Source organism: Rhizobium sp. Root1220 (assembly GCF_001426265.1).
Taxonomy (GTDB): Bacteria; Pseudomonadota; Alphaproteobacteria; order Rhizobiales; family Rhizobiaceae; genus Rhizobium.
Genome location: NZ_LMDG01000001.1, coordinates 511,651 through 528,382 on the forward strand (window position 1 = coordinate 511,651; position 16,732 = coordinate 528,382).

General features: G+C 60.1%; 14 protein-coding genes. 12 read left to right on the top strand and 2 right to left on the bottom strand.

The genetic code is table 11. The features are described 5' to 3' along the window. The first annotated feature begins 184 nt into the window (after positions 1–184). From xth to ASC90_RS02575, 12 genes are all read left to right on the top strand, one after another. A complete protein-coding gene (gene xth, locus ASC90_RS02520; protein WP_056535248.1) occupies positions 185–979 on the top strand; it encodes an exodeoxyribonuclease III in 795 nt (264 codons plus the stop codon). 778 nt (positions 980–1,757) lie between these two features. Continuing rightward, the gene (locus ASC90_RS02525) at positions 1,758–2,750 is read left to right on the top strand and encodes a LacI family DNA-binding transcriptional regulator (RefSeq protein WP_244480277.1); all 993 of its coding nucleotides are present in this window, start codon (positions 1,758–1,760) and stop codon (positions 2,748–2,750) included. 40 nt (positions 2,751–2,790) lie between these two features. Next, positions 2,791–4,029, top strand: a complete 1,239-nt coding sequence (locus ASC90_RS02530) for a sugar ABC transporter substrate-binding protein (protein WP_056534989.1) — start codon at positions 2,791–2,793, stop codon at positions 4,027–4,029. An 82-nt stretch (positions 4,030–4,111) separates the two neighbouring features. Continuing rightward, positions 4,112–5,029 carry a sugar ABC transporter permease gene (locus ASC90_RS02535; RefSeq protein WP_056534991.1) on the top strand — a complete coding sequence of 306 codons (918 nt, stop codon included), beginning with the start codon at positions 4,112–4,114 and terminating at the stop codon, positions 5,027–5,029. Between the two features lie 5 nt (positions 5,030–5,034). Then, entirely contained in the window at positions 5,035–5,904 is an 870-nt protein-coding gene (locus tag ASC90_RS02540; protein WP_056535250.1) for a carbohydrate ABC transporter permease, read from the top strand. Between the two features lie 21 nt (positions 5,905–5,925). After that, the gene (locus ASC90_RS02545) at positions 5,926–7,854 is read left to right on the top strand and encodes a glycoside hydrolase family 127 protein (RefSeq protein WP_056534993.1); all 1,929 of its coding nucleotides are present in this window, start codon (positions 5,926–5,928) and stop codon (positions 7,852–7,854) included. After that, complete coding sequence (gene ugpC / locus ASC90_RS02550; protein WP_056534995.1) at positions 7,847–8,953, top strand: sn-glycerol-3-phosphate ABC transporter ATP-binding protein UgpC; 1,107 nt, start codon at positions 7,847–7,849, stop codon at positions 8,951–8,953. Before ASC90_RS02545 ends, ugpC begins: the two co-directional genes overlap by 8 nt. Before the next feature lie 436 nt (positions 8,954–9,389). Next, complete coding sequence (locus ASC90_RS02555; RefSeq protein ID WP_056535252.1) at positions 9,390–10,928, top strand: ABC transporter substrate-binding protein; 1,539 nt, start codon at positions 9,390–9,392, stop codon at positions 10,926–10,928. Beyond that, the gene (locus ASC90_RS02560) at positions 10,929–12,011 is read left to right on the top strand and encodes an ABC transporter permease (protein ID WP_244480278.1); all 1,083 of its coding nucleotides are present in this window, start codon (positions 10,929–10,931) and stop codon (positions 12,009–12,011) included. Then, positions 12,008–12,865, top strand: coding sequence for an ABC transporter permease (locus ASC90_RS02565; RefSeq protein ID WP_056534997.1), 858 nt, complete (start codon positions 12,008–12,010; stop codon positions 12,863–12,865). The genes ASC90_RS02560 and ASC90_RS02565 overlap by 4 nt, the downstream gene beginning before the upstream one ends. Beyond that, a complete protein-coding gene (locus ASC90_RS02570; RefSeq protein WP_056534999.1) occupies positions 12,858–13,691 on the top strand; it encodes an ABC transporter ATP-binding protein in 834 nt (277 codons plus the stop codon). The genes ASC90_RS02565 and ASC90_RS02570 overlap by 8 nt, the downstream gene beginning before the upstream one ends. Further along, on the top strand, positions 13,688–14,389 hold the full coding sequence (locus ASC90_RS02575) for an ABC transporter ATP-binding protein (protein ID WP_056535002.1): 702 nt from the start codon (positions 13,688–13,690) through the stop codon (positions 14,387–14,389). The genes ASC90_RS02570 and ASC90_RS02575 overlap by 4 nt, the downstream gene beginning before the upstream one ends. A 286-nt stretch (positions 14,390–14,675) precedes the next feature. Here the strand turns inward: ASC90_RS02575 and ASC90_RS02580 are convergent, their stop codons facing one another. Together ASC90_RS02580 and ASC90_RS02585 are read right to left on the bottom strand one after the other, a co-directional pair. After that, positions 14,676–15,629, bottom strand: a complete 954-nt coding sequence (locus ASC90_RS02580) for a D-2-hydroxyacid dehydrogenase family protein (protein ID WP_056535254.1) — start codon at positions 15,627–15,629, stop codon at positions 14,676–14,678. A gap of 43 nt (positions 15,630–15,672) precedes the next feature. Continuing rightward, entirely contained in the window at positions 15,673–16,695 is a 1,023-nt protein-coding gene (locus ASC90_RS02585) for an NADP-dependent oxidoreductase (protein WP_056535004.1), read from the bottom strand. Positions 16,696–16,732: the final 37 nt, after the last annotated feature.

Sequence of the window (16,732 nt, forward strand, 5' to 3'; positions counted from 1 at the left end):
ATGTTGCCAAGAGGTTGGAACCGTTCTGTCCGGTCGACATTCCCCTTTCCGAGTGCGCGCTGGGCCAACCGGACGCGACAGATATGGTGAACGCAGCGGTTTTTCCGGTTTCCCGCCGTGGTCGACGAAACGGCAGACGAGCGCCCCATCTGTCCGGCTCCGCCTCAACCAATTCGGGGGCTACATGAAGATCGCCACCTACAACGTGAACGGCATCAACGGTCGGCTGGCAATCCTTCTTCGATGGCTGAACGAGGACAAGCCCGATGTCGTGTGTGTTCAGGAATTGAAGACAACGGACGACAGGTTTCCTCGGCGGGAAATCGAGAAGGCCGGATACGGAGCGATCTGGCATGGGCAGAAAAGCTGGAACGGCGTCGCCATCCTTGCAAGAGGCCAGGAGCCGCACCTGACCCGGAAAGGACTTCCCGGCGATCTGGACGACAGTCATAGCCGTTACATAGAGGCGGCCGTCGAGGGTATGCTGATCGGTAGCCTCTACCTTCCGAACGGAAACCCGGCACCAGGGCCGAAATTCGAATACAAGCTGCGCTGGTTCAAACGCCTGCAGGACTACGCGTTGGAACTTCTCCAACTCGAAATCCCCGCCTTGCTCGTCGGCGACTTCAACGTGATGCCGACTGACCTCGACGTCTACAAGCCCGAACGATGGCTTGATGACGCCCTTTTTCGGCCTGAAGTGCGCAAGGCATACGCCGATCTCATCGCCCAGGGCTGGACGGACGCGATCCGCCATCTGCATCCGAACGAGCGCATCTACACCTTCTGGAAATACTGGCGAAATTCGTTCGAGCGCGACGCCGGGCTTCGGATCGACCACTTCCTGCTCAGTCCGGTCGTCGCACCACGGCTGAAGTCGGCGAGCGTGCGCAGGAAGCCTAGAAGCTGGGAACACACGAGCGATCACGCTCCCGTGATGATAGAGATCGATATTCCGAAACGGGATGAGGACGGATAAGTCACGACGGCACTTTCGACAAACCCGCGGCGTGCCGGGGCGATCTTAGCTTATCGCCGTGCGCTTAAATATAATTGACCTCGACGACTGCATACTCGACTCGGTAAACGACATTCGAACGGCCATAGTCAGTCACCTTTCGGCGAGCAACGTGAGCAGCCGCCTGCGGTCAGTTGAATCTACGCAAACGCAGGGCCACTAATGGTCTCCGGTCCGCCAAGGCCGTCCGGAGGCGGCCCTTGTGACCAACACTCGAAGTTCTTCGATCATAACAACCGCGCGAAAAGAGGCAGCTTGAAGCTGGACGTCGCTGCGTCCTCCCGCCCTCGCGTGCGACGCCCGCGACGCGACCCTGGATGATTCCGTGGCGGTTAGAGCCTCGATCTTGACGACCACCCACTGACCGATGGACACAAAACCAATGTGGTACGAACGACACTTCGCACATTTTCGCGGAACTATGTAACAAATGCCAAAGTTTCTTGCAGTGTCAGCCCCAGAGATTAACGAGAGTTGGACTGTGGAACGTTCGCGCTGCCTCGACAAAAATGCCGAGGTCAACCAAGTCTGGGATCGAGCGCCGTCGGCCGCCGCCGATACCATCGTCATGCAGCCGGCATTCACCTCGATTATATCTTGATCTGCCGCAAATAGCCTGCCTCCTTGCATCCTCGCACAATGGAGAAAACCTTTTCTCACTTGACAGTCATGCTGAGAAAAGGTTTTCTCTAGACGACGGAGGAGAAGTTTGCTGAGCATAGAGAACTCAAAAAAACGGGTGACCATACACGACGTTGCGGCGGCGGCTGGTGTAAGTATTTCGACCGCGTCAAAGGCCCTTAACAATACCGGACGCGTGGGGATCGAGACGCGGGAGCGCGTGAAGCGCGTGTCGGTCGAGATCGGCTTCCGGCCGAATGCGCTCGCCAGAGGACTGCTCAGCAAACGCAGCTTTACGATCGGACTCCTCACCAATGACACCTACGGCCGCTTTACGTTGCCGCTCATGGCCGGTGTCGCCGAAGCGCTGGTCGATCACGGGGTTTCAGTCTTCCTGTGCGCCATCGAGGATGATCCGGCGATGGGACAAATCCATGTCGAGGCGATGCTCGACAAGCAGGTCGACGGGATCATCGCGACCGGAAAGCGCATCGATCGCAGCTTGCCTGTCGATCTCTCGAATCTTCCGGTGCCGGTCGTCTACGCGTTTACAGAGGGCCGGGCCGATAGCGTGAGCTTTCGCTCGGACGACGGGCAGGGTGCGAAATTGGCGGTCGAGTGGCTGTCGCGGATCGGGCGACGGCGGATCGTTCATCTGACAGGTCCGGAAGCGTTTTTCTCGGTGCGGGAACGGGCTGCAGCCTATAGCGCCGCTACCGCTCACAAGGAGCCTGTCCTTTACGGCGTGTGGTCGGAAAGCTGGGGCCACGAGGCGGTTGCTCGGATCTGGAGTGCGCCCGGCGAGAAGCCGGATGCGTTGTTTTGCGGCAACGACCAGATTGCCCGTGGTGCGGTGGATGCCTTGCGCGAGCACGGGATCAAGGTGCCGGAAGAAGTATCGGTCGTCGGCTTTGACAATTGGGAAATTGTCGCGGCGCAGACGCGGCCACCACTGACGACGGTTGATATGGAGTTGAAGGAGCTCGGGCGGCAGGCCGGCTTGACCGTTCTGGCGCTTGCGGAAGGACGGCCTGTCGAGCCGGGCGTGCGGAAATTGCCATGCCGGCTGGTTGTCCGGCAATCATGCGGGGGGCAGCCCTCGGAAAAATGAGCAAGGGCGCTGAGGAGAGCGCCCGTTTGGGAGGAGTGTCATGATGAAGCGTTTATTGGCAGCGACCAGCATCGCTACCCTGTGCCTGGTGGCCAGCGCATCGGCCGCCGAAAAGGTGGAGATGTGGGTTCGCACAGGCGTCGGCGATGCCTTCAAGAAAACCGTGGAAGCCTATAACTCCAGCCACGAAAACCAGGTCGCGATGACCGAGGTGCCGTTTTCGGAGCTGGTGCAGAAGTATGCGACCGCGATTGCCGGTGGGCAGGCGCCCGACGCCCTGTCTATGGACCTGATCTACAATCCCGCCTTTGCGGCGGCGGGTCAGCTTGAGGACCTGACCGATTGGGCGAAGTCCCTGCCCTATTTCAATTCGCTGTCGCCGTCCCACGTCAAGCTCGGCACCTACCAGGATCGTATCTATGGCCTGCCCCTGTCTGTCGAGACGTCGGTCTTCGCCTGGAACAAGGATCTCTACAAGAAGGCGGGGCTGGACCCGGAGCAAGCGCCTAAAAACTGGGACGAAATCACCGCCAACGCCGAGAAGATCCGTGCTCTGGGCGACGACACCTACGGATTCTACTTCTCTGGCGGCGGTTGCGGCGGCTGCATGATCTTCACCTTCACTCCGCTCGTCTGGGGTTCGGGCACCGACATTCTATCCGCAGACGGCAAGACGGCAACCCTTGATACGCCGGCAATGCGCAAGGCCGTCGATATCTACCGTACCATGGTCAAGAAGGATCTCGTGCCAGCCGGTGCCGCCAGCGACAACGGCGCGAATTTCCTGAGCTTTACCAACGGAAAGATCGGTCAGCAGAGCCTCGGAGCCTTTGCTATCGGCTCACTGGTCACCGAGCATCCTGATATCAATTTCGGGGTAACGCTAATCCCAGGTGCCACTGGCGGTACGTCATCCTTTGCCGGCGGTGACAATTTTGTCGTCACCAAGGGCACGCCGAAGGTCGCCGCCGTCAAGGATTTCCTCGAATACATCTATTCCGAGGAAGGCCAGAAGATCATGGCCAAATACGGAAGCCTGCCGACACGCGGTGATATTGCCGAAAAGGTCCTGAAAGGCCTCGATCCGCGCTTGCAGGTTGGCATCGATGCGATCGCGGTGGCCAAGACACCCTATACGCTGCAGTTCAACGACCTGATCAACAGCGCCAACGGTCCTTGGGCGACCTTTGTCAGCGCGGCGATCTTCGGTGACGATGTGGATGGTGCCTTTGGCAGTGCGCAAAGCGAAATGCAGTCGATCATAGACAGCGGCCAGTAATCTCTCCCCAAGGCTGCTGTGACCGGAAGGCAAAAGTTCGCCTTCCGGTCACCCTTTCCAAGAACTTCCGCGGAGCCCCTGGATGACACTTTCCAGCTCGAACGTTTTGTTGCCCAGACGCAGACGGTCGCGCAGAACCGGCTGGCGCGGATTGGTCTACATCGCACCTGCCATGGCGCTCGTCATCGCATTCTTCGTCATCCCAGTCGTCTTCACTGGCTGGATGAGCCTGCACAATTGGCCCCTGATGGGCGGCACACGTTGGATCGGGATGAAGAATTACGTTCGCATGCTCAACGATACGCGCTTCCTGACCGCGCTACAGTTCACCGCCTACTACACCGTCATCGTCACCATCGCGATCTTCGCCGTTGCCTTTCCGCTGGCGATATTTGTCGAGAAGCAACGGCGCTTCGTCAGCGCATACCGCACCGTCATTTTCCTGCCGGTCGTCATCGGTCTTGCTACCGCCTCGCTGCTCTGGGTCTGGCTTGCAAATGTCGATAGCGGCTTCATTGGCCCCGCCCTGAAGGCGCTCGGCTGGGTGGACAAAAGCCCGAACCTGCTCGCTAACTTCGACAGTGCCTTCTTTACCATCATCGTCATGGTAGTCTGGAAGATCGCCGGGTTTACCATGATCATTCTGTTGACCGGCCTGCAGGCCATACCCGCCGAACTAACGGAGGCAGCCCGGATCGATGGCGCAGGCCGCTGGCAGCGTTTTCGGCACCTGAAGCTTCCCCTGATGCGCAAGACGATCGCACTGGCGCTGATCATTTCGGTTACCGGTTCGATCCTGGCCTTCGACCAGTTCTACATCATGACGTCGGGCGGGCCGCAGAACCGGATGATCTCGGTGGTCTACTACATTTTCAACCAGTCCTTCGTCTCCTTCAACCTCGGCTATGGCGCGGCGCTCTCGATCGTTCTGCTCGCAATTCTGGTCGCCATCAGCGTCGTCCAGCTCTGGCTCCTGCGCGTGCGGGAGGAAAAATCGTGACAGCCATCAAATCGACATTCGCCAAGCAGCGCCGTGCTCGTAGGGCTGCATGGTCGAACGGCGTCTATCACGTCACCGGTATCGCAATCTCCCTGTTCTTCCTGGCGCCCTTTGCCATCGCGTTTCTCGCGTCTTTCCGCCACGGCGCCGAAGCGGGCCTGCCGCCGCTGCCGCCATGGCCGACCAACGGTTTCCGCCTTGACGCCTATGGATCGCTCGATGGTTTCGGCGCCGGCATCTGGCAGCATATGTTGAATTCGCTGCTGGTTTCCCTTGCCACGGTGGTCTTGACCGTCATCGTGAGCCTGCTCGCCGGCTACGGCTTCTCGCGCTATCGGTTTCCGCTGAAAGACGTGCTGTTCGTTTTGATCATTGCCACGCTGATGATCCCGTTCCAATCCATCCTGACGCCGTTGTTCATCATTCTGGCGAAGCTTGGCCTCAACAATTCGCTGCTCGGGCTGACGCTCATCTACGTGACGCTGCAACTGCCATTCTCGGTCTTCATGATGCGCAATGCGTTTGATGCAGTCCCCAGGGAGATCGAAGAGGCCGCCCGCATCGATGGCGCACGCGATCTCAGGCTTCTGGTGCGGGTGCTTTTGCCGCTGGTGCTACCGGGCGTCGCGACAGTCGCGATCTTTGCTTTCCTGAATGCCTGGAACGAGTTCCTCGCGGCACTGATCCTGCTTTCCAGCAACGAGAAATACACGTTGCCGGTCCTGATGATGGCCGTGCGCGCTGGGCGTCTGGGCGCGGTCAACTGGGGCGCGGTGCAAGCCGGCGTCGCCGTCATGACGATCCCTTGCCTGATCGTCTTCCTGCTTTTGCAACGCTATTACATGCGCGGGCTGATGGCCGGCGCGGTGAAATGATCTCGAGAAACGGATGAAGCCATGCACATGATGAAAAAAGACCGCCAGTTTCGCCCTTTGCCCGTACCCAGTGTCGATATTCACGGCCTGTTCGGCGATCGCCAGAATGCGATTTGCGATACCACCGCCGAAACACTGCTCGACCGCTGCGTTGAGGCGGGCATGATCGATGCCATCGACACCAGCAAGGAAGGTCCCGGCATCGTCATTCCGATCCAGCCCTGGGGCGGCACGACGCAAATGTTCTGGGACTCGGATCTCGGCAAGTCGATCGAGACGGTCGCTTATTCGCTCTATCGTCGGAAAAACCCGAAGCTCGAAGCTCGTGTCGACGAGATCATCGAGATGTACAGCACGATGCAGGATGAGGACGGCTATCTCAATGCTTGGTTCCAGCGCGTCCAGCCGGACCGGCGCTGGACAAACCTGCGCGACCACCATGAACTTTATTGCGCCGGCCACCTGATCGAAGGCGCCGTTGCCTATTTCCAGGCAACCGGCAAGCGCAAGCTGCTCGACATCATGTGCCGCTATGCCAACTACCTGGTCAAGACCTTCGGCCGTGGCGAAGGCCAGCTGCGCGGCTATTGCGGCCATGAGGAAATCGAGTTGGCATTGGTGAAGCTGGCGCGTGTGACGGGTGAGAGAAAATATCTGGACCTCTGCAAGTTCTTCATCGACGAGCGCGGCACCGAACCGCATTATTTCACCCAGGAAGCGATCCGCGACGGACGCGATCCCGCTAACTTCATCCAGAAAACCTACGAGTACAGCCAGTCTCACGCTCCGGTCCGCGACCAGAAAAAGGTCGTCGGCCATGCCGTGCGCGCCATGTATCTCTATTGCGGCATGGCCGATGTGGCCACCGAATACTATGACGACAGCCTGACGGCGGCGCTCGATATCCTTTGGGACGATCTCGTCACCAAGCAGATGTACGTCACGGGTGGCATCGGGCCTGCCGTCTCCAACGAAGGCTTTACCGACTACTACGACCTGCCGAATGAAAGCGCCTATGCCGAGACTTGCGCCTCCGTCGGTCTTGTCTTCTGGGCAAGCCGGATGCTCGGGCGCGGCCCGAATCGGCGCTACGCCGACGTTATGGAGCAGGCGCTGTACAATGGTGCGATGGCGGGTCTGTCGCTCGACGGCAAGACCTTCTTCTACGAAAACCCGCTGGAAAGCGGCGGCAAGCATCACCGCTGGATCTGGCACCCTTGCCCATGCTGCCCGCCCAATATCGCCCGACTGCTCGCCTCCATCGGCTCTTACATGTACGCGGTCTCGGACGACGAGATTGCCGTGCATCTCTATGGCGAGAGCCAGGCCCGTTTCGAAGTCGACGGAGCGAATATCGGACTTTCGCAAAAGACGCGCTATCCCTGGCACGGCGCCATCGGCTTCGACATCACGACGGACCGGACGGCACGTTTCGGCATTGCGCTGCGCATTCCCGAATGGGCTGATGGTGCGACGCTAAAGGTCAATGGCGAAGCAGTCGATCTCAACGCTACCACGATCGACGGTTACGCCCGAATCAAACGGGACTGGAAGAACGGCGATCATATCGACCTCGACATTCCACTGGCGCCACGCGCACTCTTTGCCAATCCGCTCGTCCGGCAAGACGCCGGGAGGACCGCCCTGATGCGCGGACCGATGGTCTATTGTGTCGAGGCAACCGATAATGGCGACGGCTTGAATGGCATCAGATTGACGGGCAGCGTTTCGCAGGCGACGACGGTGGAGATGGCTGACCTCGGCGGCGCTGTTGCGCTTGATCTGCCCGTGACCCGCGACAAGGCTGACTGGGGCGACGCGCTCTATCGCACCCGCCCGCCTGAGACGGAGCCGGCAACGGCGCGTTTCGTACCCTATCCTTTCTGGGACAACAGAACGCCGGGCGAAATGCTCGTCTGGGTCAGGGCGGGCGAACGCAACGATGCGTGAGGAAGTAACCAGAACGGGGGTCGTGCTCACCGATATCCGAAAGAGTTTCGGCAATCTGGAGGTGATTCATGGCATCGATCTTCAGATCGTCGAAGGATCCTTCGTGGTTTTCGTCGGTCCGTCCGGCTGCGGAAAGTCAACGCTCTTGCGCATGATCGCCGGGCTTGAAGAGGTCACCGACGGAGAAATCGAGATCAAGGGACGCGATGTCACCGATCTTGATCCGTCCGATCGCGGCATCGCCATGGTGTTCCAGTCCTATGCGCTTTACCCGCATATGAGCGTACGTGACAATCTGGCGTTCGGCCTGAAAATGGCGCGGACGCCGGAGGCGGAAATCGAAGCGCGGGTCAAGGCGGCCTCTGCAATCCTTAAGATCGATCCGCTGCTCGACCGCCGACCCGGCCAGTTGTCGGGAGGCCAGCGCCAGAGGGTGGCGATCGGCCGGGCGATCGTGCGCAAGCCCGACGTCTTTCTATTCGACGAGCCGTTGTCCAATCTCGATGCCGAATTGCGCGTGTCTATGCGCATTGAGATCGCCCGGCTGCACAGGGAATTGCGCAATACGATGATCTACGTCACGCATGACCAGACGGAAGCGATGACGCTTGCCGACATGATTGTCGTCTTGCGTGACGGTCGGATCGAGCAGACCGGAAGTCCGCGCGAGGTCTATGAAAATCCCGCCAATATCTTCGTCGCCGGCTTTATCGGCTCACCGCGGATGAACCTCCTGAACGTGCAGTGGACGGGCGATGGATCGGTGCGTCTCGGCGCGCGCCAGATCCCGGTGTCACTCGAAACAGGGCCACTGCCGCCCGGTGAAAAGATCACGCTGGGCATTCGCCCTGAACACCTGATGGTCTCGACCGCGGGCGAAGGGATGCTGCAGGCCAGGGTTGATTTCTCGGAATATCTCGGTGGCACCCAGTTTCTGTACTGCCAGACGGAAGAAGGACAGGCGATTGTCGCGGAGCATCGGTCACCGGTTCCCGTTGACGCTGGCGACACCGTCCATTTTTCCTGGGACGGCGCGCAGCTGCGCTTTTTCGACAGCGCCGGCTTGCGCATCTATGACGTCGGCAGGCTTCGGGGCTGAACTTTAACAAGAGCGATCCACACAGAAACTCTGCTAGCTCTGAGTTAGCTTTCGTTCGGCGCTTCCTTGGTGATCGCCGACGGTGCCGATTGCTTGTTTTGGCGATCTCCGCTCGATCGGCTTGTCGGGGGCTGCTTTTCGATAGAGCAACGCCTGTCGGTGCTTTGGCGGCCATTTCTTGCTTCGTATTCCCACCAATTCTGTCTCCCCGCAAACGCCAAAGAACCTAAGCGACAAACCGAACGAGTAACGCATCTTCCCGGCGAAGAATTAGAAAATTTTTCGACATATCGCTCTGTTGGCGATTTGCTTGCGTCTCTACTTCCTGCAACGAACCGCTATAAAACTCCCGCTACGATATTAAAACATAAAGGGTTTTAAGATGTTGACCACTGGCCGCCGCCGATTGCTGGGCGCCGCACTTCTAACGGGGCTGATGTCCACCGCAAGCTTCAGCGCTGCGTTCGCAGAAACACCCGCGAACGCTCTTGTCGTTGCGCAGTCGATCGACGACGCCGTGAGCTTCGATCCTGCCGAAGGCTTCGAGCTGACAACAGTCCAGTCCTTCAATAACCTGTATCAGCGCCTGATCCAGTCGGACCGCACCGACGCGACCAAGATCATTCCGGGACTGGCAACGTCTTGGTCGGCTGGTTCTGACGGAAAGAGCTTGACCTTCAAACTCGACCCGAATGCAAAATTCTCGTCGGGCAACGCGCTTCGCCCCGAGGATGTCGTCTTTTCGCTTTCGCGTGCGGTCAAACTCAACAAGTCACCGGCGTTCATCCTGAACGAACTCGGCTGGAAGCCGGAAACGGTCGACAGTGCAGTCGAGAAAATCGACGGCAATACCGTCAAGCTGAGCTGGACGGCCGATGTCGGTCCGTCTTTCGCACTATCGCTACTGACTGCCCCGATCGCCTCGATCGTCGATGCGAAGGTCGTTGAGGCCGAGGTCAAGGACGGTGACTTCGGCAATGGCTGGCTGAAGACCAATTCTGCCGGCAGCGGCGCATTCACGATTGCCAGCTATACGCCGCACGAGGCACTGGTGCTGCAGGCGAACCCCGCAGCCAGCGACAAGCCGAAGCTGGAAACTGTCATCCTTCGCAACGTCCCTGACGTTGGCGCCCGCCGCCTGCTGGTCGAGCAGGGCGACGCCGACATCGCCCGTGGCTTGTCTGCCGACCAGATCGACGCGCTCAAGTCGAAGCCGGGCGTCAAGGTCCTGGCCGTTCCTTCGGCCCGCACCGACTACATCCTCATAAATTCGAAGGCCAATCCGACGCTGGGCAACCCTGCGTTCTGGGAGGCCGCGCGCTACCTCGTGGACTACAACGGCATCGCCACGGACCTGCTGCGCGGTCAGAGCCAAGTTCACCAGGCTTTCCTGCCTGTCGGCTTCCCAGGTGCGGTTACCGACACACCTTTCAAGCTCGATGTCGACAAGGCGAAGAAAATCCTTGCCGATGCCGGCATCAAGACGCCGGTGAAGGTTCAGTTCATCGTCTTCAATGACCAGCCCTTCCTGTCGATTGCCCAGTCGCTGCAGTCGAGCTTCGAAAAGGCGGGGATCGAGCTGGACATCCAGCCGGGCGTCGCCAGCGAGATCTACGCCAAGGGCCGCTCTGGTCAATACGAGATGACGCTACGCTACTGGATCCCGGATTATTTCGACCCGCATTCCAACGCCAGCGCTTTTGCGATCAACCGCGACAACTCGACCAACACGGCAGCGAAATATGCTGGCTGGGTGATCCCCGAGCTGACCGACGAGACCTTGGCTGCGGTCAAGGAACAGGATGCCGCAAAGCGCGTCGAGCTCTATCAGGACCTGCAAAAGAAACTGCAGAAGAGCTCGCCTTTCGTTTTCATGCTTCAAGGCAGCGATCAGGTCGTGCTAAGCGACAAGGTCAAGAACTACGTTCAAGGCCTGAATGCCGATCAGGTCTATTACGACAAGGTGGAAAAATAAGTGCAGGCTGCGGATATCCGCACGCAATCCGACATTGAAAACTCCCGTCAGCCGGCCGGCTGGCGGGGGTTTGCTTTGTTGTGGAGGCTGTCGCGCTGGCTCTGGTCCTTCGCGCTGACGCTGCTCGGACTTGCGATTGTGACCTTCGCGATGACGCGGCTGGCGCCGATAGATCCGGCGTTGCAACTGGTTGGCGATCATGCCAGCCGTTCCAGCTATGACGCTGCACGCCTGGTGCTCGGCCTCGACCAGCCGCTCCCGGTTCAGTTCTTGCGCTACCTGCAGGCAGCGCTGTCCGGCAATCTCGGCCAGTCGGTCTCCACAGGCCAGCCGGTCGCGCTCGACATCGCCCGCACTTTTCCCGCAACTGTTGAGCTGGCCACCGCAGCGATCATTCTCGGCGCCATCGTCGGACTTGCGCTCGGCATAGCCGCGGGCATGAAGCCGGGGACCTGGGTTGACGCAGTCTCGCGTGTTGTTTCGCTGTTCGGCTACTCCGTGCCGGTCTTCTGGCTTGGCCTGCTGATGCTGCTGCTCTTCTACGCCCGTCTGCATTGGGCGCCCGGCCCGGGTCGGCTGGATGTCGTATTCCAGTACACTGTCAAGCCTGTCACCGGTTTTGCCATCATCGACGCTTGGCTCTCGGGCAAAGCAGGCGCGGTTCGCGACGCGTTCGCGCATCTGGTGTTGCCGGCAACGGTATTGGCGCTCTATGCGCTTGCCGGCATCTCGCGGCTGACACGGGCCGCCATTCTCGCCGAACTTGGCCAGGAATATGTCACAATGGCACGTGCCAAGGGCGCCAGCCTCGGGCGCGTCGTCTTCGTCCACGTTCTGCCCAACATTTCGGGTGCGTTGATCACCGTCGTCGCGCTTGCATATGCGGGCCTGCTCGAAGGCGCCGTGCTTACCGAGACGGTCTTTGCCTGGCCCGGCATCGGGCGATATCTGACGACAGCGATGTTTGCCGGCGACATGCCGGCGATCCTCGGCGCGACGCTCGTTGTCGGCAGTTCCTTCGTGCTGCTGAATGCAATGACCGATCTGGTGGTCAGCACCATCCTAAAGGATCGGGTGCGATGAGCCTCGCCGTTCAAACAGTCGTTCGACCGGCATCGATCTTGCGACGCATCTTTCGCTCCCCGACCTCGGCAACCGGTGCGCTTATCGTTCTTGTGGTGCTTGCCACAGCGCTGCTCGCACCCTTGATTGCCCCCTACGACCCCAACCTGCAGGAAACGGCGAACCGTCTTGCTGCCCCTAGCACACAGCATCTCCTCGGCACCGATGCATTCGGGCGCGATCTCCTGTCCCGCCTGCTTTACGGCACCCGGCCAACCCTGCTTCTGGTGGTCTTCGTCATCGTTCTGATGGCGCCGATGGGTATATTCGTTGGCATTCTCGCCGGCTATTTCGGCGGTATCGTCGAACGCGTTCTGATGCGCCTCACCGACGTGGTCATGTCATTTCCGCGACTGCTGCTGGCCTTCGCTTTCGTCGCCATCATGGGCCCCGGGCTGCTCAATGGTGCGCTCGCGCTGTCGCTCACGAGTTGGCCTGCCTATGCGCGGCAGGCTCGGGTTGAGACTGCAGCGCTGAAACGCAGCGACTATCTAGCCGCCGCAGAGATGGTCGGCATCAGGGGCATCCGGCTGCTATGGGGACACGTTCTGCCGCTGGTTCTGCCGTCTTCCATCATCAGGCTGGCGCTCGATCTATCCGGCATCATCCTCGCCGCGGCCGGCCTCGGTTTCCTCGGTCTCGGCGTCAGGCCGCCGACTGCCGAATGGGGCTCGATGGTTGCGGAGGGGACACAGGTGATTTTCGATCAGTGGTGGATCGCCGCCGCACCCGGCTTCGCTATTCTCGTCACGTCGCTCGGTTTCAATCTCGTTGCCGACGGCCTGCGCGACATTCTGGACCCTCGCCATGACTGAGCACCTCCTTGCTGTGGACGGCCTCACTATCGCCTTTCCGTCAGATGCCGGTCCGATCCAGGTGGTGAAGTCGATATCATTTACAATCGGGCGCGAAATCGTGGCGCTGGTTGGCGAATCGGGCTCGGGCAAGTCGATGACCGGCCGCGCTATCATGGGTCTGCTGCCGCGCCGCGCCGAGGTGACTGCAAACAGCCTTTCCTTGAATGGTGATGATCTGCTGCGACTGAAGCCCAGCGCGTGGAACCGCCTGCGCGGCAGCGGCATGGGCCTCATCCTCCAGGATCCGAAATTCTCGCTCAACCCCGCCCACCGCGTCGGCCGGCAGGTCGAAGAGACACTTCTGCTTCACAGTGAGCTTTCCGCGGCAGAGCGCCGTAACAGTGCGCTCGATATGCTGGAGAAGGTCGGCCTCGCCGATCCCGCGCGCGTCTATGCCAGTTATCCTGCGGCCCTGTCGGGCGGCATGGGGCAGCGCGTCATGATCGCCGCCATGCTGATCAACCGGCCAAAGCTGATCATCGCCGACGAGCCGACATCCGCGCTGGATCAGGAACTGCAGGACCAGATCCTGACGTTGCTGCGTTCGTTGACTGAAGAATTCGGCACGTCATTGCTGCTCATCAGTCATGACCTGCAGCAGGTGGCACGCTATGCCGATCGGGTTCTGGTCATGCGCCACGGCCAGATCGTCGACCGACTTGCGGCCACCAGCCTTGCCGATGCACAATCAGCCTACACAAGGGGCCTCTGGGCCGCTCGTCCCTCAGCCGCCACCTATGGATCTCGGCTTCCCACGCTCGGCGCTGCCGGAGGCACCGCATGAGCGCGCTGTCGGTCGACAATCTCTCCATCGTCTTCAACGGCAAAGACGGAGGCTTCACGGCTGTCGATGCCATCAGTTTCGATGTCGCCGAAGGCGAGACCTTCGGGCTTCTCGGTCCGTCCGGCTGTGGCAAGACGACCGCGCTGCGCGCCGTCGCCGGTCTGAACCTTGACTGGAGCGGATCGATCAATGTGTTCGACACACCGCTGCGGCCCAACCGCAAGATAATCGGTCCGCTGCGTCGAGATATCCAGATGGTTTTTCAGGACCCCTACTCCTCGCTTCACCCACGCCACCGAATCCGGCGCATTCTCGGTGAGCCGCTGACCGTCGCCAAAATCGAAGACGTCGAGGCGGCGGTGCTCGCCGCACTTGATCGGGTCGGGCTCAAGGCCGACATCGCCGGCCGCTATCCGCATCAACTGTCGGGTGGCCAGCGACAGCGCGTTGCGATTGCTCGCGCATTGCTGCTGAAGCCACGGCTGCTGCTCCTTGATGAGCCGACGTCGGCGCTCGACGTTTCGGTGCAGGCCGAGATTCTCAACCTGTTGAACGATTTGAAGCGCGATTGTGGCATGACGCTCGTGCTGGTTAGCCATGATCGCGGAGTGGTGGCTCACATGTGCGACCGGGCCGTCGAGATGAGCAAGGGAACCATCCGACATGCCCTCGCACGCTCAGATCTCGAAATTTACTAGCGGCGTCCGGATCATTTATCCCCTTTCTGATGCGCCGATTGCTCGCCCAGTCGCGAGTTGTTCAGCAACATATGGTCCAGCGGGACGCGGCGTGCTCTGCGTGGTGTCAAGCTCGTTATCTCCGATGCTCAAGAAGGCATCAAGGCTGACAACCGAATGACGAGACCATCTAGCTCGGTTTGGCTTCGCGAGACCCGGCCCGCATACCCAACCAGCGCTTACTCCCCGGACCACTCATGCGTAATGGCAGGTGGCTATCCCGACCTGCGGGCTGTTCGATCACCATTCACAATGTACGAATGGGGGCACCATTCAGCCACGCGAGCAGGTTTTCCACCATGTCCCGGTAGAAGATCCCATAGGATTGCTCGGTCACGAAGCCGACGTGCGGCGTGCCGATCACGTTCGGGATCGTCCGGAGCGGATGAGCTGACGGCAGTGGTTCGCGATCGAACACGTCCAAAGCGGCTCCAGCGATCGTCCCCGCTTGGAGGGCGGCGATAAGCGCGGCCTCATCGACGAGTGGTCCTCGCGAGGTGTTTACCAGCCAAGCGGAAGGCTTCATCATCATTAGTTCATTGTGCCCGATGACACCCCTTGTGCGCTCTGACAGCACCAGATGAAGCGTTACCCAATCAGCTTGGCGAAGGAGTGCCTGTTTTTCGACGCGCCTGACCCCGGCGGCATTCGCCGCGTCGTCGGTGAGGTTCTGGCTCCACGCGATGACCTCCATCCCGAAGGCGAGGCCCACTTTGGCGATTTGTCGCCCGATACGCCCCAGGCCGATAATTCCGAGCGTGCTCCCTGAGATATCCAGCCCTACGTTGGTTTGCCAGCCCCCGCTCCGAAAGGAGGCGACCTCTGTGGTGACGTGGCGCGCGGCCGCGAGGATGAGTGCCCAAGTCAATTCAGGAGCACCTGACCCATTCGCGCCGGTCGCCGACACCGTGATGCCGAGATCGTGTGCCGCTGAAAGGTCGATCGACGCATTGCGTGCTCCCGTCGAGGCGATGAACCGGAGGTTCGGCAGGCGCTCGAGAATTCTTCTGGGCAGCGGAGTTCGCTCGCGCATAACGCACACGGCGTCGAACGGCAGGAGCCGTTCTGCGATGCTTTCCTCGTCATCGAGATGGTCATTGAAGACTGTGACCTCCGCCCGGTCTTTCACTGGCGTCCAGTCGGCGCTTTTTATGGCGACTCCCTGAAAGTCGTCCAGCACTGCGATCCTCTTCGTCACCATCTTGTTTACGACCTTCTTTCGTTCGCGAGTGGCGAGACCTCCGTCAGGCACCACTAGCGACCCTGACGATGACCTTGCCGAAGCTCGCGCCCTTCAACATCCCTACGAAAGCCGCAGGTGCGTTTGCAAGCCCTTCCACAACGTCTTCACGATACCTGATCTCGCCAGCTGCGACCCGCGGCCCGATTTCATTCAGGAAGGTGTCAAAGTGCTCAGCCGCGAATTCGGTCTGGATGAAACCTCGCACAAGAACGCTTCTTCTAAGAATGACGGACATCGTCGTCGGGAGGCGGTCGGCGTCTGTCTGTCCTGCCCCATTATACTGTGCAACGAGGCCACAGACCGGAACGCGAGCGAACTGGTTCAACCTTGGAAGCACCCCGTCCCAGACATGGCCACCGACGCTTTCGAAGTAGACGTCGATCCCCTGCGGGCAGGCGACATCTATGTCACTGGCAAAGTTCTTCGAGCGATGGTCTACGACCGCATCGAAGCCGAGCGCGTTTTTCACGAAGGCGCACTTGTCCGGCCCACCCGCAATCCCGACCGCCCTCGCCCCGGCGAGCCTTGCGAGCTGTCCGACCATCGACCCCACCGGTCCCGAAGCGGCGGCGACCGCGACTGTCTCGCCTGCCTTGGGTTGACCTATAAATTTGAGGCCGCTCCATGCGGTGAAGCCTGGCATACCAAGCACTCCGACCGCGGTAGTTATTGGGGCACCGTGCGTATCGACCTTCCGAAGGACATCGCCGTTGATGACCGCGCCAGTGCACCACCCGGTTCTTCCGCGGACGATCTCGCCCGGCGCGAACCCGTTATGTCTGGACTTGACCACCTCGCATATTGTCTCGCCTTCCATGATTCCGTCGACCGGGACCGGCGCGGCGTAGGATTTGGCGTCGCTCATGCGCCCGCGCATATACGGGTCGAGCGAGAGATAGAGAACGCGTAGTGTAACGTCACCAGCGCCCGCATCCCTCAGATCCGTCTCCTCCTGTCGAAAATTCTCAGCGGAAGGTTCGGCGGTCGGTCTGCTTGCTAGCACGATGCGTTTAATCGTCGTCATTGAGCGGCCCTCATTTGGTGTTTCGCGTGGCAGGGTT